This window comes from Sphingobium lactosutens (assembly GCF_013393185.1).
Taxonomy (GTDB): Bacteria; Pseudomonadota; Alphaproteobacteria; order Sphingomonadales; family Sphingomonadaceae; genus Sphingobium; species Sphingobium lactosutens_A.
Window position 1 is genome coordinate 177,907 of the sequence record NZ_QJQX01000052.1, and the last position, 21,169, is coordinate 199,075.

Genomic DNA, 21,169 nt, shown 5'->3' on the forward strand with positions numbered 1-21,169 from the left:
TTGACTGATCACCACAATTGGTGCACCACTGCCTCCGGTTACAACAGTTTGGCACATTGCACATGTTTGGGGCCGGAGTCACATCTGCTGAAGGGCTGAAAGCGCGCGCGCTCGCTGCTCGCGAGCAATTTGCTGCGTCCGGCACGAACATCAGCGAATGGGCGCGGGAAAAAGGCTTCTCGGTAAGCCTTGTCCAGTCCGTCTTGAGCGGGAAGCGCGCCTGTCGTTATGGCGAATCGCACCGCATCGCCGTTGCATTGGGCATCAAGGAAAACGTCCCTCCGCCCGGCGTCGACCCGGCGGACAAGGGCGAGCGGCCGATCGGGCTTCGGGGATGATGATGCCATCGTCATATCCCAGCGCTATGGCCGCTGCATTGGCACGTAACGGACAATCCCTTGCGCTGCCTGCCCATATCGAGACCCCCGGCTTCTGCACTATGCGACCAAGCGCCGGGCATCCTGCCGCCACTGACGCATTGGCTTCGCGGCGTAGCGCGCCAGTGGCGGTTATTCTTTACCAAGGGCGGCCGGCCGCCCTGGACCTGCAGCAGCCTGGCCGGGCGCGCGGTCCATCCCATTTCAGCCTTCGGGTCGCACCAAGGTCGGGAGCCGGCAAATGACGAAGCTGCGTCCACCGATATCGATCGATGCCGCTCTCGCGCGCATCGCGGGCCAGTTGCCCGGCAGCTGGGCCGAGATGGCCAGCGTTACCGGCTACGCCGATCGGACGGTGCGCCGCTGGGGCGACTTCGACGCGGCCGTCGATGATATCGAGGCGCGCGACATTCCCATGCGCGCCGCCTGCAAGCTGGATATCGCTTATCAGGCGGCAGGCGGCATCGGCGCGCCAATTCTCGAAGCCTATGCCGATCTTGTGAAGGTCGCTGCCTCCGAAGCTTTCGCCTGCAAGCAGCAGCTGCTGGTGGCGACGATGGACTTCATGACCGAGAATCATGAGGCCGAGCAGGCGCTGCTGGAAGCGACCAGGCCCGACGCCGGCCCGGCCGAGATCGCCAACGCGAAGAAGCAGCTCCTCGACGTCCGCGAAGATGTCGACCAGTTGATCGCCGGCCTCGCTGGCAACCAACGCGCGCCGCCCTGATCCCGTGCAGGGGACGCCCGAACAATCCACCTCATTCGATCCGGCCAGCCTGTAGCGCGTGACGCGCCTTCGGGATGGCATTTTTGCTGCCCGAAGGATGCCAATCGCCATGACGCCCGGCACCTATCTGCAACTCCGCCGCAAGGCCGCCGGCCTGTCGATCGAAGACGTCGCCGGTGCGGTAAGAACCGTGCCGCATCTGGCTGAGATTGATCGCGCCGCTTTCATCCGCCTGATCGAGTCAGACATCGCTGCGCCCGTTTGGGACGTGATCGAAGCATTGTCCGGCGCGTTCGCGCTTGACCGCGACGTCGTCGATTTGCTTCGCCTGGCCCAGGACTTCCCACGCCATTTCAAGGCGATCGACTTGAGCCTGCCGCAGATCTGCAAGCAGTGCGGCTGTTCGGACTGCGATCCCTGCATCGTCAATGGTCGCAGCTGCGCCTGGTCGGCACCGGATCTTTGCAACGCTTGCTCCCCCTCGCTTCAGGAGGCTGCCCATGTCGCGTGAAGTCCTTCATCCGATCCATTGCCCTTGCTCCTGCTGCCGCCATCCGGCCGAGGAAGCGATCAGTCCGGATCAGGCTGCAATCATCCACGGCCTGGCGGCGGGCGTGCTGTTCGGCGGCGCTGTCGCCGCGATCCGCTACATCCCGGCCCTTGTCGACTGGCTGATGGCGGCATGAGCATCACGATCCTGCTCAGCGGCATCGGTATGCCGCCCGGCGACCTGCTCCCGCTCGATCATGTCGCAATCACCGACCATGGCACGGCCTGGCTCCCGGACGCGCATCGTCCGGGCGCGCGTCGGGAACTGCAACTATGCCATGGCCTGGGGATCGCATGGGCGCCTGCGGCAGAAGTCGGCCGCGTCATTCTCTACATGATCGGCGGCAATCCCATGCAGCCGACGGATGAAGCGCTCGCGATCGACATGCCGATCGGTGGCCTCGAAACCTACATCGCGGATCTCCAGTCGATCCTGCGCCAGGCAAAGGCCGGATGATGCGGTCGCAGCGCATCCTGACCAACGAGCAGCTGGACGAGATGGCTACGCTGCGCGAACGCGGCTGGTCCGCGCCGCGCATCGCCGCCCATTTCGCCGGCGAGGGTGCGCCTATCAGCAAGTCGACGGTTTACGGACAGTGCAAGCGCATTGGCGCCGACGTGCCAGCGCGTCTCCAGCACAAGACTTTCCAGCGCCGCGATCCATACTGGCGCGCGGGGCAGGCTGTTCGCCCCTGGTCCGCTGAAGAAGACGGGATGCTACTCGACCTGGAGCAGCGCGGCACGCGCATCAACGCGATCGCGCGTCAGCTCGGCCGCGCCAACAGCAGCGTGCGCGGCCGCCTTCTGACGCTCGCCCGCCGCGAAGCCCGGTCCGAGGGCACACGGCTGTGAAGGCCAACCCTGGACATCGGCCGAGCGACGCGGTGGGAAAGCGCGTGCGGGTATGGCTCGCCCATGGCGGGGAAGGGGCCACCTACCACGACGCACCTGCGGCTGGCTGGGCGGCGGACGATTGCAACTGGTCGATCCAGGGCTGGCCCTACGACATCGCCTTTTACGAGGTGCTTCGGTGAGCCGCGTCGGTCGCGCCTTTCCTGAAGCCGCGTCGCCCTGCACCTGTGCCGAGTGCCAGGCGCTCGATGCTGAATTTCCGGATGAGGGGCACCAACTCGCCCTGACGATCGCACGGGCGTCTGCGCCCGCCTCTATTCACCGTCTGCCGGCGGCTCCCCCCAATACAATCGCCCGGCAGGCGGTGACGGCTCCGCCCCCGGAGCCGCCCCGGCCGGCTGCTGCCCTGTGGCCGGCCGGGGATTCGCCCTCCATGCAGCGGAGAACGTCCATGTCCTTTACGACGATGACGATCGGCGATCTATGTGTTTCGCCGTACAATTGCCGAACCAACGAAGCCGATGCCAACGCCGTCGCCGGCATGGCGGAATCGCTCCTTAATCGCGGACAGCTCTACCCGTTGGTGGTGCATCCCATGCCCGGCACCAAAGGCAAGAAGCGTAAGTACGGCGCGCTCGCAGGAGGGCGCCGTTTTCGTGCTTTCACGCTGCTGGTGACCGAAGGCAAACTGCCGGCAGACCATCCGATCGACGTCATCGTGCGGGACATCACGGACGAAGGCGAATTGCGCGAGTTGAGTCTCGCCGAGAACCTGGTTCGCCGCGATCTGCGCCCATATGAGGTCTATGCTGCCGTCGCCCGCGCTCATGCGAAGGGGCGCTCGCTGAAGGAAATCGCCGAAACCAACGGCCAGACGATCGCCACCGTGCGTGGCTGGGCACGCCTCGGCGCGCTGCATCCGACGATCTTCGCCGCGCTTGAGGCCGGCAGTATCAGCCAGGACGAGGCGAAGGCCTTTGGCGCGACCGAACATCAGGATCTCCAGCTCAAGATCTTCGAGCAGCTGCAGCGATCGGGCGGAGCCACCAGCGCGGCCGGCATCCGCCGGCTTCTGAAGGTGGGCGACAGCGAACTGGCTACAATGCTCCGCTTCGTTGGCGAGGAAGCCTATGCGAAGGAAGGCGGCCGATACGAACTGGACCTGTTCGCTGACCAGGCCGACCAGCGCGGCCGCATCGAGGATGAAGGCCTGCTGATCAAGCTGGTCGAGGCGAAGCTGGAGCGCAACCGTGCGCTGCTTCGCCGACAGGTCCAGAACCACACCCCCGGCCGGGATTTGCGCTTCGAAGCCCGACCGCCGCGTGACGGCGAATTCGGCGGCATCGCTCGGGATCTCGAGATCAGCGTCGAGCCCGCCGACATCGACCCGCAGGACGTCGATCGCGCGGAGGTCGTCCACCAGGAAATGACCCGTCTGGAAAAGCTCGCGACTGATCTGCTGGCGGATCCGGACATCGATCAGGCGACGAAGGATGCCGGCATTGCCGATATCGATGTCGATTACGAGCCGCTCGAGACGGAATTGGCCGCGATCGACGAACGGCGTGCGCTGGCATTGCCAGAAGGCGAGATATTCGCGACGCTTGAGATCGAGCAGGACGGAAGTCTCGAACAGCGTTTCTGGTGGGCGACCCGCAAGGCGAAGCGCGTTGCGGCGCGCCCCGCCATACCGGCGCCAGTCTCGACCGGCCCGATCGCGAAGCGCGCGGCCGCTGCGGCGATGAGTGCTTTGATGCCCAAGCCTGCCGCTGGCGGCTCGGCGCTCGACAACAGCTATGGCTACGCCGAGCGGCAGAAGGCGGACGCCGCGATCAAGGATCAGTTCGGCCTGACGTCCGATGGCGTCCAGGTGATGCGCTGCCTGCGCCGCGAAGTCCTGCGTTGCGCGCTCCTCGATGACGCAGAGGCCGATGGCGTCTACGGCCGCGACTATGCGATCTGGGCGCTCCTGCGTTACGAGCTGGCTGGCGGCTATGGGTTCGAGGTAGGCGCCCGGCGCCTCGCGAGCGGCTATGAATCTTCGATCGAATATTCTGAAGGGGTTCAGTCCCATGTGAAGCGGTCGCTCGCTGGCATGCGTTGGCACAGAGAGACATCGGATCTTCGCGCCCATGAAAGCATGAGCGGCACTGATCTCGTCAGCGCCTTTCGCGCGTTTCACGCCGCAAGCGAGGAGTGGAAGAACAAGGCGGCAGCCTATCTGGCGGGGCTGGTACTGGAGCGCAGCCTCATTGCGCCGGGATATCAGATCCCGGTCCACGATCTGCTCGCTGAGCGCGTGAACCTGCGGGAAGCCGACATCCGCGCTTATGCGGAGCCGACCGAGGAGCTGGTAGACCTGTTGCCGAAGGCGCACCGCCTGGCGCTGGCCGAACCGCACGTCGATAAGATGGCGTTCGGCACCTGGGGCAAGTTGAAGGCGGGCGAGCTGACTGCGCCTGTCACCCGCGCGCTGCACAAGGCCAAGAATTGGGTGCACCCGTTGATGCGCTTCGATCGACCACCAGGTCGTTCGCCTGAAGCGCGGGAAGCGGCCGAATGATGACCAATCTCGAAACGGGCGCCCAATATGCCGACGCGCTGCGTCAGGCGGCACACCAACGCGGTGTGCCGCTTACCGCGTTTATTGCGCCGCTGACCGCCAGCCCGCGCAAATTCATGACGCAGCTGACGGAGGCCAGGGCGCCCCGGCCGCTGACGCGCAACCGGATCCGCGCGCTCCTGGACGAAACGACCATGCCCCGGCCGCGCGGGATCCGCCTCGTTGATGATGCGCCAAGGAAAGAGGCGATAGATAGTCCGCCTGCGCAAATCCCGGAGCGCGTCGATCGGGAACCGTGCCCACGGTGCGCGGTGCGGGCGGACGTTGGGTGTCGGCACCGGCCCTGGACGCTGAAGTCGGGCACGGGGAACCTCAATGGCCTGTGATCTCGTCCAGTTGCCGCGCGGCGGCACCGCGATCGTCTGCACGTCAGGGCCTCGGCCCCGCTGCGATTGCGGCCGGCCCGCGCCGTTTCTCTGCGACTGGAAAGTGCCCGCGCATCGCAGCGGTACATGCGACGAAAAGATCTGCGCGCGCTGCGCGCTCTCACCCGCAGAGGAAAAGCACCTCTGCCCAGCCCACGCAAAAGCGTTTCAGGAATGGAAGCGCGCGCGGGAAAACCAAAGGACGCACGCATGATGGACGCCACCAGTATCGCGCCTGGTGATCGCCTGCTCACCCTCCGTCAGGTTCGGGAAATCGTACCGAAGGACAAGGCCACGATCTATCGCTGGATAAAAACGGGGAATTTCCCTGCCGGCTATCAGATCGGCCCCGCCAGCGTCGCCTGGCTGCAGTCGGAGGTCACCGCCTGGATAGCCGAACGCCTCCGAAAGCCACCGACTTAGCGGGGGCATTATTGGGGGTCTCAAAGAGTTTCGGGGAAATAAAACTCATGTTTTTCAGCGCATCTACGGTCAATGTCGAATCCCACCCCGTCCGGGTCCATGCTTGCGCTGGCCCGCTATCCTGTTCAAAGTCGCGGAATTCGTTGTAACATACCCCGCCCGGCGGCCGTCAAATCGCGCAAGGCACGGTTCGTCGACTAATCGACAGTCCATGTCCAATAAGGGGGTTCCCCGCCTTGCACGGCCTGTGCCACAAAAGAGCCATGGGAGATTCTTTGCGCTCATCCGTCCTGTCATTGCTGCTTGGCCTGGCTTCCGTCACCGCGGGCAGTCTGGCTGTCGGCCCCGCCCAGGCTCAGGACGATGCCGGTTTTCAGGCCTATCTCGACAGCCTGCGGCCCAGGGCGCGCGCCTTGGGCATCCGCGACGCCACGCTGAACAGCGTGTTCCCGACGCTGACGCCCAACCCGCGCGTGGTTCAGCTCGACCAGAGCCAGCCGGGTGGGGGGGCTTATTCGCCCATTCCCAATTTCGAACCCTATCGCCGTCAGCATGTCGATGCGGCACGGATCGGCCGCGGCCGCACGGCCTATCAGGCGAACCGTGGGCGACTGGCGCGGATCGAGGCGGAAACCGGCGTGCCCGAAGAGATCATGGTGGCCATTTATGGGCATGAGACCAATTATGGGGCCTATACCGGCGATTTCGACCTGATCCGATCGCTCGCAACCCTGTCCTGGGAAGGGCGGCGGCGCACCCTGTTCGAACCGGAGCTGCTGGCGACGCTCAAGATGCTCGACAATGGCGTCCCGCGCAGCCGGCTGGTCGGCAGCTGGGCGGGCGCGACCGGCTATCCGCAATTCCTGCCCAGCGTCTATCTGCGCCTTGCGAAGGATGGCGATGGCGATGGGAAGGCGGATATATGGACCAGCGAAGCAGATGCGCTGGCCTCGATCGCCAATTATTTCGTCCATTCCGGCTGGCGGCGTGGCGAGCCGTGGGGCGTCGCCGTCGCCGTGCCGGCCGGCTTGAACCGCGCCGGCATCGCCGCGCGCACGACGCCCGCCCGCTGTCCACGCGTGTTCAACCGGCATAGCCGCTGGCTGACCATGGCCGAATGGCGCAAGCTGGGGCTGGTGCCTGCCGATGGCCGTTGGCCGGCCGACACTATGCTGGCGACGCTGCTGGAACCGGACGGGCCGAGCAAGACGGCCTATCTGCTGACCAGCAATTACCGGGCGATCCTCGATTATAATTGCTCCAACTTCTATGCCTTGTCGGTGGGATTGCTGGCGGATGCGGTCAAACAATAAGCTGCTGGCCAGCGCGGTTCTGATGCTGTCGATGATCGGCGGCGGGCTGCTCCATGCCCAGCCGGGCAAGACCGGCGCGGGCAGGGCTGGCCGCGGCATGGTCGCCGACGCGCCGGCCATGATCGGTCCACCCTATGCGATTGGCGGCGTCACCTACACGCCGACCGACCCGGCCGCGTACGACGAAGTCGGCTATGCCGGGCGATCCGACGAAGGCAGCCAGAATGGCGCCACCGCCAACGGCGAGCCGTTTGTAGCATCGGCGATCAGCGCCGCGCACAGGACGCTGCCGCTGCCCAGCTATGTCGAGGTGACGGCGCTGGACAGCGGCAAGACCATTTTGGTGCGCGCCAATGATCGTGGCCCGATGCGCAACGACCAGATCATTGCCCTGTCGCCGGGCGCCGCTGCGCAGCTGGGCGTCAGCGGCGCGGGCGTGGTGCCGGTGCGGGTTCGGCGGGTCAATCCACCCGAGCAGGAACGGGCTGTGCTTCGAGCCCATGGCAGAGCGGCGGAGCGACTGGAAACCCCGGCAGCCTTGCTCAAGGTGTTGAGGGAGAAGCTGCCGCACGCCGGACCGGAGGCTGCGCCGGCTCTTTCAGCCAGGGCGAAGACTGCGATTGCACCCACGAAGTCGGCCCCTGCGATCAGGCCGGGCGCCGATTTCGATCAGGCCACCGTGCCCGCGCCGTCAAGGCCAGCGCCCTCACGACCCGCAGCGAAACCAGCCCCTGCGGCGACCACAGCAGCCCCGGCCAGGGGCGGCTATGTCGTGCAGGTGGGCGCTTTTTCGACCCAGGCCCGTGCCGAGACCCTCGCCAAAAGCATAGGCGCCCATGTCGAACCGGGCGGCGCCATGTGGCGCGTGCGCTTCGGCCCTTATCCGACGCAGCAGGCTGCACAGGCCGGTGTCCGCGCTGCGGCGACCAAGGGCTTTGAGAATGCGCGTATCATGGCTAATGACGCGCGATAGAAATCGTGGTCCGAGAGCGATTCCATCCTAGCCGAAGGCAGTTTCCGATGAAGAAAAGCGTTGCAGTCCTCCTCGCCGCCGGGCTGCTGGCCCAGCCGCTGATCGCGGCCGCGCCGCCCTATACCAGCGAAGCGCCGATCGCCTATATGAAGGATCTGTCGTCGGGCGCGGTGCTCTACGACAAGGGCGGCGAAACACGCATGCCGCCGGCATCGATGGCGAAGATGATGACGGCGCATGTCGCCTTCCGCCTGATCCAGAAGGGTGAACTGAAGCTCGACACCAAGTTCACCGTGCGCCCGGAAACCTGGAAGCAGTGGCATGGCCCGCAGGCCGGATCGACGATGTTCCTGTCGGTCGGCGAGCAGGTGTCGGTCGAAAACCTGCTGCACGGCATCGTCACCCTGTCCGGCAATGACGCCTGCGTCGTGCTGGCAGAGGGCATTGCCGGCACCGAACAGGCCTTCGTCGCCCTGATGAATGAAGAAGCCAAGCGCCTTGGCCTCAACAACAGCCATTTCGGCACCAGCAATGGCTGGCCGGATGAAGGCGTCACCTATGTCACCGCCGAGGATCTGGCGAAGCTGGCGCAGGCGACGGTCGAGGAAACGCCCGATCTCTATAAGCGCTTCTACGCCACCCGTTCCTTCACCTGGGGCAAGACCATGGGCGGGTCTGACATCAACCAGGGGAACCGGAACCCGATCCTGGGCAAGATCGCCGGCGCCGATGGCCTGAAGACCGGCCATACCGAGGAAGCCGGTTTCGGCTTCACCGGTTCAGCCGAGCAGGATGGCCGCCGTCTGGTGATGGTGGTAGCCGGCCTGACCAGTTCCAACCAGCGTATCGCAGAATCCGTGCGCTTCATGGACTGGGGCTTCAAGGCGTGGAAGGCCCAGCCGCTGTTCAAGAAGGGCCAGACCGTCGAGACGGCGGAGGTCCAGCTGGGCAGCGCGACCAGCGTGCCGCTGGTCGCGCCGCAGAATATGGCCGTCACCCTGCCGCGCACGGCATCGGCCAAGGTTCAGGTGAAGGTCGCCTACACCGGTCCGATCAAGGCGCCGATCGCCAAGGGCCAGCAGATCGCTCAGCTCATCATCCAGACGCCCGACACGCCGCCGCAGATCATGCCGCTGGTGGCTGGCGAGGATATCGCCGAGGCAGGCATTTTCGGCCGCCTGTGGAACGGCATGAAGTCGCTGTTCGGGTGAGTCCCGGCCGTTTCATCACGCTGGAAGGCGGGGAGGGGGCCGGCAAGTCGACGCAGTTGCGCGCGCTCGCCGCCGCATTGCGCGCGCGCGCGATCGACGTCGTCGAAACGCGCGAACCGGGCGGGAGCGAGGGTGCGGAGGCGATCCGCGCGCTGCTGCTGACGGGCCGCGCCGATCGCTGGAGTCCCCGCGCCGAGGCCCTGCTGTTCGCGGCGGCGCGCGCGGATCATATCGAAAAGACGATCCGACCGGCGCTGAAACGGGGCGCCTGGGTGCTGTCAGACCGCTTTCTGGATTCGAGCCGCGCCTATCAGGGGCAGGGCGAGCTGACCGACGCCGACATAATGACACTGCATCGGATTGGCAGCGCAGGCTATCTGCCCGATCGGACCTTGCTGCTGACGCTCCCCGAGGAAGAGGCGACGGGCCGGGCAAAGGCGCGCGACGGTGACGTTTCCGACCGGATCGGCGGCCGCGCCAGCGACTTTCATCGGGCCGTGGCCAATGCCTTCACCCGCTTCGCGCGGGACGAGACCGATCGTGTCCACGCCGTCGACGCCTCTGGCCCGGCCGAGGTCGTGACGGTCAGGCTGCTAGAAGCGATCGAAGACCTGCTGCCATGACGCTGCTTCTGAGCCATGATGCGCAGGCCCGAACATTGATGGCCGCGGCGCAGGGCGGGCGGATGCACCATGGCTGGATCCTCGCTGGGCCGAAGGGGATCGGCAAGGGCAGCTTCGCACGCGCGCTGGCGATGCGGTTGCTGGCCGATGCCGCCGGCCCCGCGATCGAGGGGGAGGGGCTTGCCGTTCCGGAAAGCCACCCGACCCGCCGCCTGATCGAAGCGGCCGCCCATCCCGACTATGCCGAACTGGCGCCGCTGGAAAAGGATGGCGTCACCGCCCGCAATATCAGCGTGGATCAGGTGCGTGGCCTGCAACGGCTGATCCAGTCGGCGCCGTCATTGTCTTCGCGCCGTGTCGTGGTGATCGACAGTGCCGACGATCTGGAGCGCGGCGCGGCCAATGCGCTGCTCAAGACATTGGAAGAGCCGCCGGCCGACATGCTGTTCCTGCTGGTCAGCCATGCGCCGGGACGCCTGCTTCCGACGATCCGCTCGCGCTGCCGCACGCTGCGCTTCGATCCGCTGGACGATGCGACGATGCGCGCCGCACTGCGCGTTGTCGACGACAAATTGTCGCCGCAGGAGATGGACGCGCTGGTGCGGGCAGGGGAGGGATCGCCCGGACAGGCACTGCGCTATGCCGGCCTCAACCTCTCGGAGATCGAGCAGACGCTGAACAGCCTCGCGGCGCAGGGCGACCCCGGCAATCGCCAGCGCCTTGCCCTTGCCAAGGCGCTGGCGCTCAAATCCGCCAAGCCGCGCTATGAGGCATTTCTGGAGCGCGCACCCGCCTTCATCGCCCAGACGGCACGGGTGCGGCAGGGGCCAGCACTGGGGCAGGCGCTGGATCATTGGGAACAGGCTCGACATCTGGCGGGCGGGGCGATCATCCTGTCGCTCGATCCGGCAGCGGTGGTGTTTGAACTCGCCGGGCATGTCGCGGCATTGGCGCCTGTCGCCTGAAAAGCGGCTTTGCGGCAGGAACAACTGGCGCTAGGGATGGCGCCATGTCCAAGCCCTTCACCATCACCACCGCCATTTCCTATCCCAACGGCCGTCCGCATATCGGCCACGCCTATGAGGTGATCGCCACCGACGCGGTCGCCCGTTTCCAGCGCATGATGGGCCGCGATGTCTTCTTCCAGACCGGCACCGACGAACATGGCTTGAAGATGGCCCAAACGGCGCGCGGCCGCGGTATCGAACCGCGCGAATTGGCGGACGAAATGTCATCCTATTTCAAGGATATGAACGACAATCTGAATGTCAGCTATGATCGTTTCATCCGCACCAGCGAACCGGATCATCATCGTGCCAGCCAAGCCATCTGGCAGGCGATGGAGGCCAATGGCGACCTCTATCTTGGCCGCTATGAAGGCTGGTATTCGGTCCGCGACGAGGCCTTTTACGACGAGAAGGAAATCACCGAAGGGGAAGGGGGCATAAAGCTCTCGCCGCAGGGTACGCCGGTCGAATGGACCGTCGAGGAAAGCTGGTTCTTCCGGCTGTCAGCTTATCAAGACCGGCTGCTGGACCTCTACAACAGCCAGCCCGACTTCATCCAGCCCGACAGCCGACGCAACGAGATCATGCGCTTCGTCGAGGGCGGCCTGAGTGACCTCAGTGTCTCGCGCACCAGCTTCGACTGGGGCGTGAAGGTGCCGGGATCGGAAGGCCATGTCATGTATGTGTGGGTCGACGCGCTCACCAATTATCTCACCGGCTGCGGCTATCCCGACGATGCCGATCGGCTGGCCCGCTATTGGGCCGAGGGCGGCGACATCACGCACATCATCGGTAAGGATATCGTGCGTTTTCATACAGTTTACTGGCCGGCTTTCCTGATGAGCGCAAAGCTGCCCCTGCCCAGGCAGGTCTTCGGCCACGGCTTCCTGCTCAATCGCGGCGAGAAAATGTCCAAGTCGCTGGGCAATGTTGCCGACCCGATGGAACTGGCCGAGAAATTCGGCGTCGACCAGTTACGCTATTTCCTGCTGTCCGAAGTGACCTTCGGCAATGACGGCAGCTATAGCGCAGAGGCGATCGTCGCCCGGTCCAACAGCGACTTGGCCAACAGCTTCGGCAATCTGGCGCAGCGGACGCTGAGCTTCATCGCCAAGAATCTGGAAGGCCGACTGCCCGAACCGGCGCCGCAGGATGTCGACACTGATCTGCTCAAGACCATTGCCGAAGCCGCCCAGACCTTCCAAACCGCGATGGCCGATCTCGCCCCTTCGGCCGCGATCGAGGCGTGGATGCGGGCGGTCTTCGCCTGCAATGCCTATATCGATGCGCAGGCGCCCTGGGCCTTGCGCAAGACCGATCCGGCGCGGATGGAAGCCGTGCTGGCAACTCTCTACGAAGCGATCGCCAGCCTCGCGATCATGATCCAGCCGATCATCCCGGCGAGTGCGACGGCGTTGCTCGATCAGATGGGCCTTGGCGTGGAACAGCGCGGCTATGCTGTCATCGGCAGTGATTTCTACGTCGCCCTGCGCGCCTCCGGTTTCACGCTCAGCCCGCCCAGGCCGCTCTTCCCGCGTCTGGAAATGCCGGAAGCAGAGGCCTGACGCCATGCTGATCGACAGCCATTGTCATTTGAATTACAAAGGCCTGATCGAGGATCAGGCCAATATACTTGAACGATCGCGGGCCGCCGGCGTCGGCCTGATGCTAAATATCGCGACGCGCGAAAGCGAATGGGACGCCGTGCTCGACACTGCCGTCCGCGAACCGGATGTCTGGGCGACGGTCGGCATCCACCCGCATGAGGCCGACGAGCATCCCCATGTCGACACGGCCAAGCTGGTCGAGCGCGCCGCGCACCCGCGCGTCGTCGGCATCGGCGAAACCGGCCTCGATTATTATTACGACCATAGCGACCGCGATCGGCAGCAGAAAAGCTTCCGTTCTCACATCGCCGCTTGCCGCGAAACCGGCCTGCCGCTGATCGTCCACACTCGCGATGCAGAGGAAGACACGCTGGCAATCATGCGCGACGAGATGGGGAAGGGCGCCTATGGCGGCGTCATCCATTGCTTCACCGCCAGCGGCGCCTTCGCCGATGCGGCGATGGAATTGGGCTTCTACATCAGCATTTCCGGCATCGTGACCTTCAAGAGCGCCAGGGATTTGCAGGAGACGGCAGCGCGCCTGCCGCTCGACCGATTATTGGTGGAAACCGACTCGCCCTTCCTCGCGCCGGCGCCGCATCGCGGCAAGCCGTGCGAGCCGGCTTATGTCGCCGACACCGCCAAATTCCTCGCCAGCCTGCGGGGGGAAAGCGTCGAACAGCTGGCGGCTGCGACATCCGCCAATTTCCGCACGCTCTTTTCCAAGGTCGCATGAGCCTGAAACTCACGATCTTGGGCAGCGGCACCTCTTCGGGTGTGCCCAGGATCGGCAATGACTGGGGCGACTGCGACCCGACCGAACCGAGGAACCGGCGCACCCGCGTCTCGATCCTGATCGAAAGCCCGACCACCCGCATATTGATCGACACGTCGCCCGACCTGCGCGCGCAATTGCTGGCGGCGGATGTCATCCAGATCGACGCCATCCTGTGGACCCATGACCATGCCGATCACAGCCACGGCATCGACGATGTGCGGCAGCTCTTTCATCATCGCCGTACGCCAGTGCCCGGTTATGCGCGCGCGCAGACGCTGAAGCTGCTCCAGCGGCGTTTCACCTATGCGTTCGAGGGCGCGAACGGCTATCATCCGACGATCGACGCGCATGTCCTGCCCGATGGGCTGCGGATCGGCGACATCGATATCGCCTGCGTGGATCAGCCCCATGGCGATATCTGGTCCACGGGCTTCCGCTTCAGCCATGATGGTCATAATGTCGGCTATGCGACTGATTTTCATGCCATGACGCCGGACATGCTGGCGCTATATCATGGCCTGGACATCTGGGTTGTCGATGCCTTGCGGGAAAAGCCGCATCCGACCCATCCGCACCTGGCGCTGACGCTGGAGGCGATCGCCGCCGCCTTGCCGGGCCGTGCGATCCTGACGCACATGGACCAGAGCATGGATTATGCGACCTTGCTCCGCACCCTCCCCAAGGGCGTGGAGCCGGGCTATGACGGTATGATAGTGGAATTGGGCACAAGCGAGCAGGGGGTTTGATGGACGGCACGGATCAGACGGCATCCACCATCTGGTATGTGCTCGCGATCATGCTGGTCGCCTCCTCACTGATTGGCCGGCGTCTGGCCTGGGGCGCTATATTGCGGATGGCGTTGCTCTGGGTCGCGATCTTCGCCGGGCTGCTGGGCATCTTCAAATTCGCGCAGAACGAGGGGTATCTGACCGGTCGCTGGGCGGAGCAGGGGGGTGTCGCAGCCCCCGACGAAGCGCCGTCCTCGCTCCCGGCCGCGCGGACCGAAGGACAGGCGCTGCGTATCCCGGTCGCGCCCGACGGACATTATTGGGTGGAAGGCACGATCAACGGCACGCCCGCGCGTTTCCTGATCGACAGCGGCGCGACCTTCACGGCTCTGTCCGAAACCACCGCGCGCGCCGCCGGCCTGAACTATGACATCGGCTCGCCGGGCGTCATCATGTCGACCGCCAATGGCAAGGTCGAGGCACGGCGCTCCAGCATCTCGACGCTCGCGATCGGACCGATCCGGGCCAGCGACCTGCCGGTCGTCGTCTCACCAGCATTTGGTGAGGTCAATGTGATCGGCATGAACATGTTGTCCCGCCTGAAAAGCTGGGGCGTGCAGAATGCCGAGATGGTGCTGGCGCCATGACGTCACCGGCAGGACAGGGTGCCCCGACGCAGGCGCAGCGGCTCAAGGCGATCATCGGTGGGTCCACCGGCAATCTGGTCGAATGGTATGACTGGTATGCCTATGCCGCCTTCACCCTCTATTTCGCGCCCCATTTCTTCCCGAGCGAAGACCGCACGGCGCAATTGTTGAGCGCGGCGGGCATCTTCGCGGTGGGCTTCCTGATGCGGCCGATCGGTGCCTGGCTGATGGGCGTCTATGCCGACCGCCATGGTCGAAAGAGCGGCCTGACCCTGTCGGTAGCGCTGATGTGCGCCGGGTCGCTGCTGATCGGGATCACGCCCGGCTATGAGACGATCGGAGTCGCGGCGCCGCTGCTGCTGGTGCTGGCGCGGCTGATGCAGGGGCTGTCGATCGGCGGCGAATATGGCGCGAGCGCCACCTATCTTTCGGAAATGGCGGGCAAGAGCCGGCGCGGCTTCTACTCCAGCTTCCAATATGTCACGCTGATTGCGGGGCAGCTTGTCGCGATATGCGTCCTGCTGCTGCTTCAGGCGACGCTCACCGAGGCGCAACTTGATGCCTGGGGCTGGCGTATTCCCTTCTTCATCGGTGGCGCACTGGCGGTCATCGTCTTCTGGCTGCGGCGCGGCCTTGCCGAGACGCAGAGCTTTGCCGTGGCCAAGGCGCAGGGCGCGCCCAAATCCGGTTTCGTCGAACTGATTACCAATCATCCGCGCGAAACACTGACAGTGATGCTGCTGACGGCCGGCGGCACGATCGCCTTCTATGCCTACAGCATCTACATGCAGAAATTCCTGGTCAATACGAGCGGCCTCAGCCGGGAAACCGCGTCGCAGATCAATGCCGTAACGTTGTTCCTGTTCATGCTGTTGCAGCCCGTCGCAGGTGCGTTGTCCGACCGGATTGGGCGCAAGCAGCTTATGGTCGGCTTCGGCGTTCTAGGTATGTTCTGCACCTATCCGATCTTCGCGACGCTCGCAACCACCAAGGATCCGCTGGTCGCCGGATTGCTGGTGATGGTGGGCCTGGTGATCGTGACCGGCTACACGTCGATCAACGCCGTGGTGAAGGCCGAACTGTTTCCGGCGCATATCCGCGCGCTGGGCGTGGCGCTGCCTTATGCGCTCGCCAATACCTTGTTCGGCGGGACAGCGGAATTTGTCGCGCTCTGGTTCAAGCAGGCCGGGATCGAGCAGGCTTTCTATATCTATGTGACGGTGATGATCGCGATCTCGCTGATCGTGTATGTGAAGATGCGCGACACGGCGCAGCACAGCCTGATCCGCGAGGATTGAAGGCGCGCGGCTGTGAAACCGACAGCGATCTGGACAATCCCATCGGGGTTTGATGCGCGGTTGGGATGATGGGTGGATTTAACATAATATATATTATCGATCATTTCAATTGGCGGATGATCGCTGCTTATCTGGACACCCCCGGCGGCGGCGAACCGGACTCCATCGCAATGATCGGCGCATAAAAGGCATCGCTTCGTTCGATCTGCGCCCATGCGGGGTTCAGGCCGGCGAAGGTTCCAAACGCCGTCCGCGCTTGCGACAGGTCGCCCATGGTCAGGCTCAACCGGGCAATACGTCGCCATATGCGGTCCCAGTGCGGCGCGAGTTCGGCAGCTTTCGCCATCTGCTGCCCGGCTTTTGCCTTGTCCCCCTGGCGCCATGCCCGTTCGGCCTGGCCAAGCGCCTCATTGGCGCGTTGCATCCCGAATAATTGCCGAAGATCGGCCAGCGGCGTCGCGGATGCATCGACACGCAGATCGATATCCTGCCAACCACCTTCGACCGTGCGGACCAGCAGCGCGGCGGACAGGCGACCGCTGGTCTGGCCGCCTGCAGCCTCGCCAGCCTCAATGGCCGCCATCAACCGGTCCGCAAGCGGCCCCTTGCCGGTCAGGAAGCGATCCCGCATGGCCGTCAGCACCTGCGCGCCCGCCAGACCGTTTCCCTGGATGCTATAACCATCCCCCGTCAGGACGCCGGCCCATGCAGCCTGCTGCGCCATGACACCGCTATAGGCGGCGCCTCGGCCGCGGGCAGCGACCAGACCAACCTGCCGATAGCCTATGTCCTGATCCTCGAAATTTCCATCCGCGGCGAGCACCGCCTTCAGCGCATCGTCCGCCGATCGTCCGTCCTTCAACTGCCGAAACGCCTCTGTCGCATGGCCGGGGTTGGTTTCGAACTGGCTGGCTATCGCTCCGACGCCCGCCTGCGCATCGATGACGCTGGCACCGACCGCCAGATTGTTCGTGGCGACCGCCGCGCCGCACGACTGTTCCGCATCGCAGGCGATGATAGAGAAAGTCGCGAGAGCCTGCGTCGGCATCGCCATCGCCGCCACCCAGACAGCCCCGATCCACGGCTTCATATCGTCCCCCTTCCCGATTCCCTGCGCCGCCACCTTATGGCCTGTCCTCGCACGGAAAAGCCCCTATCGTCATTCAGGCTGGCCTTGCCCTTGCCCAGCGCCTATCCGCTTGGCGGTCCGTCCATCATGTGAAGGTTCCCATGCCCAAAGCCAGCCCCGCCGACATCATGCCGCTTGCCAACGTCATGGCGCGGTTGCGCGACCCGGATACGGGCTGCCCGTGGGATATTGAACAGGATTTCGCCTCGATCGCCCCCTATACGATCGAGGAAGCCTATGAGGTGGCCGACGCGATCGAGCGGAACGATATGGCGGGGCTTCGCGACGAACTGGGCGACCTGCTGCTTCAAGTCGCGTTCCACAGCCGCATGGCGGAACAAGCCGGTCATTTCGCCCTGCAGGATGTGATCGACGGCATCACCCGGAAGATGATCCGCCGCCATCCCCATGTGTTCGGCGAGGGCGCACGGCGGGAGGATGGCCATGCCCAGTGGGAGGTCATCAAGGCGGCCGAGCGCGCCGAAAAGGAGCCGGACCCCAGCGCGCTGGCCGGGGTTGCGATCGCCCTGCCCGCGCTGTTGCGCGCGGAGAAACTGCAGAATCGGGCGGCGCGGGTCGGCTTCGACTGGCCCGACACAGTGGGTGTCTTCGACAAGATCGCCGAGGAACTGGCCGAGGTGCAGGACGCGCAGGATCAGGACGCACGCGAGGAAGAAGTCGGCGACCTGCTCTTTGTGGTGGTCAACCTCGCACGCCATCTCAGGGTCGACCCGGAAGTTGCGCTGCGCAAGGCGAGCGCCAAGTTCGATCGTCGGTTTCGAACCATGGAAGATCTGGCCGGGAACGGCTTCCCTGCCCTTTCGCTCGAGGAAAAGGAATTGCTGTGGCAGCAGGCGAAGCAGCGGGAAAGAGGGGCATGATCGGGCGCCTTCGCTCAGTCATCCGATAATCGTGCCGTGCCGGCGACGGTCCGCCCCCGGCAGCACATCAATCCGCCCGTTGCGTGGAAACGGGATGGAGCGGTGCGCCGGTCGCCTCGAAGGCCGAGATATTGGCGATCGTCGTTTCTGCGATCGCCGCCAAAGCCTCGCGCGTGAAGAAGGCCTGATGCCCGGTGATGAGGACATTGGGGAAGGTCAGCAGCCGGGCGAAGACATCGTCCTGGATCGGCTGATCCGACAGGTCGGCGAAGAAAAGCCCTTCCTCCTCTTCATAGACGTCAAGCCCGACATAGCCGATGCGGCCGCTTTTCAGCCCCTCGATCAGCGCGCGCGTGTCGACCACTGCGCCGCGACTGGTGTTGATGAGCATCACCTCCGGCTTCATGCGGGCAATGGCCTTTGCATCGACCAGATGGCGGGTGTCGGGCGTGAGCGGACAATGGAGCGAAATGATATCCGATTGCTCCAGCAGTTCTGGCCAACCCACATAGCGCCCGCCGACAGCGGCCAGTCCCGCTTCGTCGGGAAAGGGATCATACGCGATCACCCTGCAGTCGAAGCCGCGCATGATGCGCGCGACATTGAGGCCGATCTTGCCGGTGCCGACGATGCCGACCGTCCGCCCGCGCAGATCGAAACCGAGCAGACCATCCAGCGCGAAATTGCCTTCGCGAACACGGGCATAGGCCTTGTGGATCTTGCGGTTGAGGGTCAGGATCATCGCCACCGTATGTTCGGCAATGGCATCGGGGGAATAGGCGGGGACGCGTCCGACGCTGATATCAAGGTCGGCTGCGGCGGCCAGATCAACATGGTTGAACCCCGCGCTGCGCAGCGCCACCAGACGCACGCCCTGCCCGGCCAGTATTTCCAGCGTCGCGCGGTCGAGCCGATCATTGACGAAGGCGCAGATCGCCTCATGCCCCGCCGCCAGCGGCGCCGACCGGCCATCGAGGCGCGTTTCCAGATAGGTCAGTTCATGCACGCCGCCCGCCGCTTCATTGGCGGCATCGAAGAAGCGACGGTCAAAGGGATGCGTACTGAAAACAGCGACTTTCATGGCGAGGCTCCCATGGATCGGTAGAGAAACTAGCCAATATGCTATCGCCGTCAGTTCCCGCCGCGCTTGGTGAAGCGCGCAAAGGCCGCGTCGGAAAGGCGTACCTCGACGCGCGTCTCTTCGCCCTCCACCATGGTTGCAAGCACCTCGCCATGCTCGTGCAGCCAGGCGATTGCCGCGCCATCCGACACCGGCACGCGCAGGCCGTAGATTTTGGCGCCACGGGTCATGCGGTCGCTGACCGCCCGCTGCAATCCTTCCACGCCCTCGCCCGTCAAGGCGGACAGGATCACCACATCGTCGCGGCGCGCAGCCTGCTCCCGAACCAGCGCCGCGTCCTCCTCGCCCAGCAGGTCGAGCTTGTTCCACGCCTCGATGATCGGCGGCGGTTCCGGATCGCCTTCCCCCCGGTCGAGCGCCGCTTCTCCCGCAACGCCCAGTTCGCCGAGCACGTCCAGCACGTCGTCGCGCTGCGCTTCAGTATCGGGATGGGCGATATCGCGGACATGGACGATGAGGTCGGCCGACAGCACCTCTTCCAGCGTCGCGCGGAAGGCGGCGATCAGTTGCGTCGGCAGGTCGGACACGAAGCCGACCGTATCCGACAGGATCGCCTTGTCCAGTCCGGGCAGCACGATCTGGCGCATGGTGGGATCGAGCGTCGCGAAGAGCAGATCCTCCGCCATGACGGTCGCGCCGGTCAGGCGGTTGAACAGTGTGGACTTGCCGGCATTGGTATAGCCCACCAACGCGATTACCGGCCAGGGCGCGCGCTGGCGCCGGGCGCGGTGCAGGCCGCGGGTGCGCGTCACCTGATCCAGCTCGCGGCGGATCTTCGCCATGCGATCGCGGATCATACGACGGTCCGCCTCGATCTGGGTTTCACCGGGACCGCCCAGGAAGCCGAAGCCGCCGCGCTGCCGCTCAAGGTGGGTCCAGCTGCGCACCAGTCGCCCGGCCTGATAGTCCAGATGCGCCAGCTCGACCTGAAGGCGGCCTTCATTGGTCGCCGCCCGCTCGCCGAAGATTTCCAGAATCAGGCCGGTCCGGTCGATGACCTTGGCCTCACACGCCTTCTCCAGATTGCTCTGCTGGACCGGCGACAGGCTGTTGTCGACGATGACCAGTTCGGCCTCTTCCTGTTTGACGAGGGTTGCGATCTGGTCGACCTGCCCGCTGCCGAACAGGGTCGCGGGCTTGCGGTCGCGCACGCGAAAGGCCTGCGCCGCGCGCACATCGATGCCGATGGCGAGCGCCAACCCGCGTGCCTCTTCCAGCCGCGCATCGCTGTCGCGGCGGTCTGCACCATGGGTTTCGGCATGAACGACGACGGCGCGCGCCCCGCGCGCCACTTCATCATCGGAGTCGCGGTTGAATATGGCCATGTCGGCTTAAAGCATCTCGCCGCGTGCCGGTCCACTGCAACGGAACCGGCACGTGGCGTGAAGGATCAATCGTCCTGCTCGTTTTCGCCGGTCAGGTCGAGCGCGTGGAGCGGCTGGACCGTCGAGATGGCGTGCTTGTAGACGAGCTGCACCATGCCGTCGCGTTCGAGCAGCATGCAGAAGAGGTCGAAGGCGGCGATTTCACCCTGAAGCATGACGCCGTTCACCAGGAACATCGTGACCGGGCTGCCCGACTTGCGAACCGCGGACAGGAAGATTTCCTGAAGCAGCTTCGCCTTGCCATTGCCGTCGCCCGACTTGCGCAGGTCGGTCAGATCCATCGACTGGGCCGGCATCACCGTCGAAATGGCATGCTTGTACACCAGCTGCGACTGGCCATCACGGCGCAGCAGCACGGAGAAATTGTCGAACCAGGTGATGATGCCCTGCAACTTGACGCCCTTGACCAGGAACATGGTCACTGGGGTCTTGCTCTTGCGCAGGCTGTTCAGGAAAATATCCTGAAGATTATTCACTTTATCGGCCATGGTCTTTGCCAGTCCTTTTCTTGGCGGGACGTTACCCGCTCTCG

The 21,169-nt window shown here is 64.7% G+C and carries 25 protein-coding genes; 21 read left to right on the top strand and 4 right to left on the bottom strand.

What is annotated here, in order from left to right; all coding sequences use genetic code 11:
- Positions 1-62 precede the first annotated feature (62 nt).
- From DM806_RS12905 to DM806_RS13000, 20 genes are all read left to right on the top strand, one after another.
- Positions 63-338: a DNA-binding protein gene (locus tag DM806_RS12905; RefSeq protein ID WP_179043589.1), complete on the top strand. Its 276-nt coding sequence runs from the start codon at positions 63-65 to the stop codon at positions 336-338.
- A 280-nt stretch (positions 339-618) separates the two neighbouring features.
- On the top strand, positions 619-1,104 hold the full coding sequence (locus DM806_RS12910) for a hypothetical protein (RefSeq protein WP_179043590.1): 486 nt from the start codon (positions 619-621) through the stop codon (positions 1,102-1,104).
- 109 nt (positions 1,105-1,213) lie between these two features.
- Complete coding sequence (locus DM806_RS12915; protein WP_179043591.1) at positions 1,214-1,615, top strand: helix-turn-helix domain-containing protein; 402 nt, start codon at positions 1,214-1,216, stop codon at positions 1,613-1,615.
- On the top strand, positions 1,605-1,790 hold the full coding sequence (locus tag DM806_RS12920; RefSeq protein WP_179043592.1) for a hypothetical protein: 186 nt from the start codon (positions 1,605-1,607) through the stop codon (positions 1,788-1,790). The genes DM806_RS12915 and DM806_RS12920 overlap by 11 nt, the downstream gene beginning before the upstream one ends.
- Entirely contained in the window at positions 1,787-2,110 is a 324-nt protein-coding gene (locus tag DM806_RS12925) for a hypothetical protein (protein WP_179043593.1), read from the top strand. Before DM806_RS12920 ends, DM806_RS12925 begins: the two co-directional genes overlap by 4 nt.
- Positions 2,107-2,505: a hypothetical protein gene (locus DM806_RS12930; RefSeq protein ID WP_179043594.1), complete on the top strand. Its 399-nt coding sequence runs from the start codon at positions 2,107-2,109 to the stop codon at positions 2,503-2,505. Before DM806_RS12925 ends, DM806_RS12930 begins: the two co-directional genes overlap by 4 nt.
- The gene (locus DM806_RS12935; RefSeq protein ID WP_179043595.1) at positions 2,502-2,687 is read left to right on the top strand and encodes a hypothetical protein; all 186 of its coding nucleotides are present in this window, start codon (positions 2,502-2,504) and stop codon (positions 2,685-2,687) included. Before DM806_RS12930 ends, DM806_RS12935 begins: the two co-directional genes overlap by 4 nt.
- A gap of 269 nt (positions 2,688-2,956) precedes the next feature.
- Complete coding sequence (locus DM806_RS12940; RefSeq protein ID WP_179043596.1) at positions 2,957-5,068, top strand: ParB/RepB/Spo0J family partition protein; 2,112 nt, start codon at positions 2,957-2,959, stop codon at positions 5,066-5,068.
- Entirely contained in the window at positions 5,065-5,454 is a 390-nt protein-coding gene (locus tag DM806_RS12945) for a hypothetical protein (protein WP_179043597.1), read from the top strand. Before DM806_RS12940 ends, DM806_RS12945 begins: the two co-directional genes overlap by 4 nt.
- 249 nt (positions 5,455-5,703) lie before the next feature.
- Positions 5,704-5,916 (top strand): helix-turn-helix transcriptional regulator, encoded by a 213-nt coding sequence (locus tag DM806_RS12950; protein ID WP_256869297.1) that lies wholly within the window; start codon positions 5,704-5,706, stop codon positions 5,914-5,916.
- A 263-nt stretch (positions 5,917-6,179) separates the two neighbouring features.
- A complete protein-coding gene (locus tag DM806_RS12955) occupies positions 6,180-7,229 on the top strand; it encodes a lytic murein transglycosylase (protein WP_179043598.1) in 1,050 nt (349 codons plus the stop codon).
- Complete coding sequence (locus DM806_RS12960; RefSeq protein ID WP_179043599.1) at positions 7,213-8,202, top strand: septal ring lytic transglycosylase RlpA family protein; 990 nt, start codon at positions 7,213-7,215, stop codon at positions 8,200-8,202. The genes DM806_RS12955 and DM806_RS12960 overlap by 17 nt, the downstream gene beginning before the upstream one ends.
- Before the next feature lie 47 nt (positions 8,203-8,249).
- On the top strand, positions 8,250-9,413 hold the full coding sequence (locus DM806_RS12965) for a D-alanyl-D-alanine carboxypeptidase family protein (RefSeq protein WP_179043600.1): 1,164 nt from the start codon (positions 8,250-8,252) through the stop codon (positions 9,411-9,413).
- Entirely contained in the window at positions 9,410-10,036 is a 627-nt protein-coding gene (gene tmk, locus DM806_RS12970) for a dTMP kinase (protein ID WP_179043601.1), read from the top strand. Before DM806_RS12965 ends, tmk begins: the two co-directional genes overlap by 4 nt.
- Positions 10,033-11,001: an AAA family ATPase gene (locus DM806_RS12975; RefSeq protein WP_179043602.1), complete on the top strand. Its 969-nt coding sequence runs from the start codon at positions 10,033-10,035 to the stop codon at positions 10,999-11,001. The genes tmk and DM806_RS12975 overlap by 4 nt, the downstream gene beginning before the upstream one ends.
- A gap of 44 nt (positions 11,002-11,045) precedes the next feature.
- Positions 11,046-12,608 (top strand): methionine--tRNA ligase, encoded by a 1,563-nt coding sequence (gene metG / locus DM806_RS12980; RefSeq protein ID WP_179043603.1) that lies wholly within the window; start codon positions 11,046-11,048, stop codon positions 12,606-12,608.
- 4 nt (positions 12,609-12,612) lie between these two features.
- Positions 12,613-13,386, top strand: coding sequence for a TatD family hydrolase (locus DM806_RS12985; protein ID WP_179043604.1), 774 nt, complete (start codon positions 12,613-12,615; stop codon positions 13,384-13,386).
- Complete coding sequence (locus tag DM806_RS12990; RefSeq protein ID WP_179043605.1) at positions 13,383-14,174, top strand: MBL fold metallo-hydrolase; 792 nt, start codon at positions 13,383-13,385, stop codon at positions 14,172-14,174. Before DM806_RS12985 ends, DM806_RS12990 begins: the two co-directional genes overlap by 4 nt.
- A complete protein-coding gene (locus tag DM806_RS12995; RefSeq protein ID WP_179043606.1) occupies positions 14,174-14,803 on the top strand; it encodes a retropepsin-like aspartic protease family protein in 630 nt (209 codons plus the stop codon). Before DM806_RS12990 ends, DM806_RS12995 begins: the two co-directional genes overlap by 1 nt.
- The gene (locus DM806_RS13000; protein ID WP_179043607.1) at positions 14,800-16,101 is read left to right on the top strand and encodes an MFS transporter; all 1,302 of its coding nucleotides are present in this window, start codon (positions 14,800-14,802) and stop codon (positions 16,099-16,101) included. Before DM806_RS12995 ends, DM806_RS13000 begins: the two co-directional genes overlap by 4 nt.
- A 127-nt stretch (positions 16,102-16,228) precedes the next feature.
- On the opposite strand, the gene DM806_RS13005 is transcribed toward DM806_RS13000, so the two are convergent.
- Positions 16,229-17,191, bottom strand: a complete 963-nt coding sequence (locus DM806_RS13005) for a DUF1028 domain-containing protein (protein WP_179043608.1) — start codon at positions 17,189-17,191, stop codon at positions 16,229-16,231.
- Between the two features lie 140 nt (positions 17,192-17,331).
- On the opposite strand from DM806_RS13005, the gene mazG reads away from it, so the two are divergent.
- The gene (mazG, locus tag DM806_RS13010) at positions 17,332-18,111 is read left to right on the top strand and encodes a nucleoside triphosphate pyrophosphohydrolase (protein WP_179043609.1); all 780 of its coding nucleotides are present in this window, start codon (positions 17,332-17,334) and stop codon (positions 18,109-18,111) included.
- A gap of 67 nt (positions 18,112-18,178) precedes the next feature.
- Here the strand turns inward: mazG and DM806_RS13015 are convergent, their stop codons facing one another.
- The 3 genes from DM806_RS13015 to hfq form a co-directional block, all read right to left on the bottom strand.
- Positions 18,179-19,192 (bottom strand): 2-hydroxyacid dehydrogenase, encoded by a 1,014-nt coding sequence (locus tag DM806_RS13015; RefSeq protein ID WP_179043610.1) that lies wholly within the window; start codon positions 19,190-19,192, stop codon positions 18,179-18,181.
- 50 nt (positions 19,193-19,242) lie between these two features.
- Entirely contained in the window at positions 19,243-20,577 is a 1,335-nt protein-coding gene (hflX, locus tag DM806_RS13020; protein ID WP_179043611.1) for a GTPase HflX, read from the bottom strand.
- Positions 20,578-20,642: 65 nt separating this feature from the next.
- Positions 20,643-21,137 carry an RNA chaperone Hfq gene (gene hfq, locus DM806_RS13025; RefSeq protein WP_179043780.1) on the bottom strand — a complete coding sequence of 165 codons (495 nt, stop codon included), beginning with the start codon at positions 21,135-21,137 and terminating at the stop codon, positions 20,643-20,645.
- Positions 21,138-21,169 lie beyond the last annotated feature (32 nt).

Bases quoted from the DNA above. Each gene is read 5' to 3' on its own strand.
- DM806_RS12905 (WP_179043589.1), top strand. From the start codon at position 63: ATGTTTGGGGCCGGAGTCACATCTGCTGAAGGGCTGAAAGCGCGCGCG.
- DM806_RS12910 (WP_179043590.1), top strand. From the start codon at position 619: ATGACGAAGCTGCGTCCACCGATATCGATCGATGCCGCTCTCGCGCGC.
- DM806_RS12915 (WP_179043591.1), top strand. From the start codon at position 1,214: ATGACGCCCGGCACCTATCTGCAACTCCGCCGCAAGGCCGCCGGCCTG.
- DM806_RS12920 (WP_179043592.1), top strand. From the start codon at position 1,605: ATGTCGCGTGAAGTCCTTCATCCGATCCATTGCCCTTGCTCCTGCTGC.
- DM806_RS12925 (WP_179043593.1), top strand. From the start codon at position 1,787: ATGAGCATCACGATCCTGCTCAGCGGCATCGGTATGCCGCCCGGCGAC.
- DM806_RS12930 (WP_179043594.1), top strand. From the start codon at position 2,107: ATGATGCGGTCGCAGCGCATCCTGACCAACGAGCAGCTGGACGAGATG.
- DM806_RS12940 (WP_179043596.1), top strand. From the start codon at position 2,957: ATGTCCTTTACGACGATGACGATCGGCGATCTATGTGTTTCGCCGTAC.
- DM806_RS12945 (WP_179043597.1), top strand. From the start codon at position 5,065: ATGATGACCAATCTCGAAACGGGCGCCCAATATGCCGACGCGCTGCGT.
- DM806_RS12950 (WP_256869297.1), top strand. From the start codon at position 5,704: ATGATGGACGCCACCAGTATCGCGCCTGGTGATCGCCTGCTCACCCTC.
- DM806_RS12955 (WP_179043598.1), top strand. From the start codon at position 6,180: ATGGGAGATTCTTTGCGCTCATCCGTCCTGTCATTGCTGCTTGGCCTG.
- DM806_RS12960 (WP_179043599.1), top strand. From the start codon at position 7,213: ATGCGGTCAAACAATAAGCTGCTGGCCAGCGCGGTTCTGATGCTGTCG.
- DM806_RS12965 (WP_179043600.1), top strand. From the start codon at position 8,250: ATGAAGAAAAGCGTTGCAGTCCTCCTCGCCGCCGGGCTGCTGGCCCAG.
- DM806_RS12975 (WP_179043602.1), top strand. From the start codon at position 10,033: ATGACGCTGCTTCTGAGCCATGATGCGCAGGCCCGAACATTGATGGCC.
- metG (WP_179043603.1), top strand. From the start codon at position 11,046: ATGTCCAAGCCCTTCACCATCACCACCGCCATTTCCTATCCCAACGGC.
- DM806_RS12985 (WP_179043604.1), top strand. From the start codon at position 12,613: ATGCTGATCGACAGCCATTGTCATTTGAATTACAAAGGCCTGATCGAG.
- DM806_RS12990 (WP_179043605.1), top strand. From the start codon at position 13,383: ATGAGCCTGAAACTCACGATCTTGGGCAGCGGCACCTCTTCGGGTGTG.
- DM806_RS12995 (WP_179043606.1), top strand. From the start codon at position 14,174: ATGGACGGCACGGATCAGACGGCATCCACCATCTGGTATGTGCTCGCG.
- DM806_RS13000 (WP_179043607.1), top strand. From the start codon at position 14,800: ATGACGTCACCGGCAGGACAGGGTGCCCCGACGCAGGCGCAGCGGCTC.
- DM806_RS13005 (WP_179043608.1), bottom strand. From the start codon at position 17,191: ATGAAGCCGTGGATCGGGGCTGTCTGGGTGGCGGCGATGGCGATGCCG.
- mazG (WP_179043609.1), top strand. From the start codon at position 17,332: ATGCCCAAAGCCAGCCCCGCCGACATCATGCCGCTTGCCAACGTCATG.
- DM806_RS13015 (WP_179043610.1), bottom strand. From the start codon at position 19,192: ATGAAAGTCGCTGTTTTCAGTACGCATCCCTTTGACCGTCGCTTCTTC.
- hflX (WP_179043611.1), bottom strand. From the start codon at position 20,577: ATGGCCATATTCAACCGCGACTCCGATGATGAAGTGGCGCGCGGGGCG.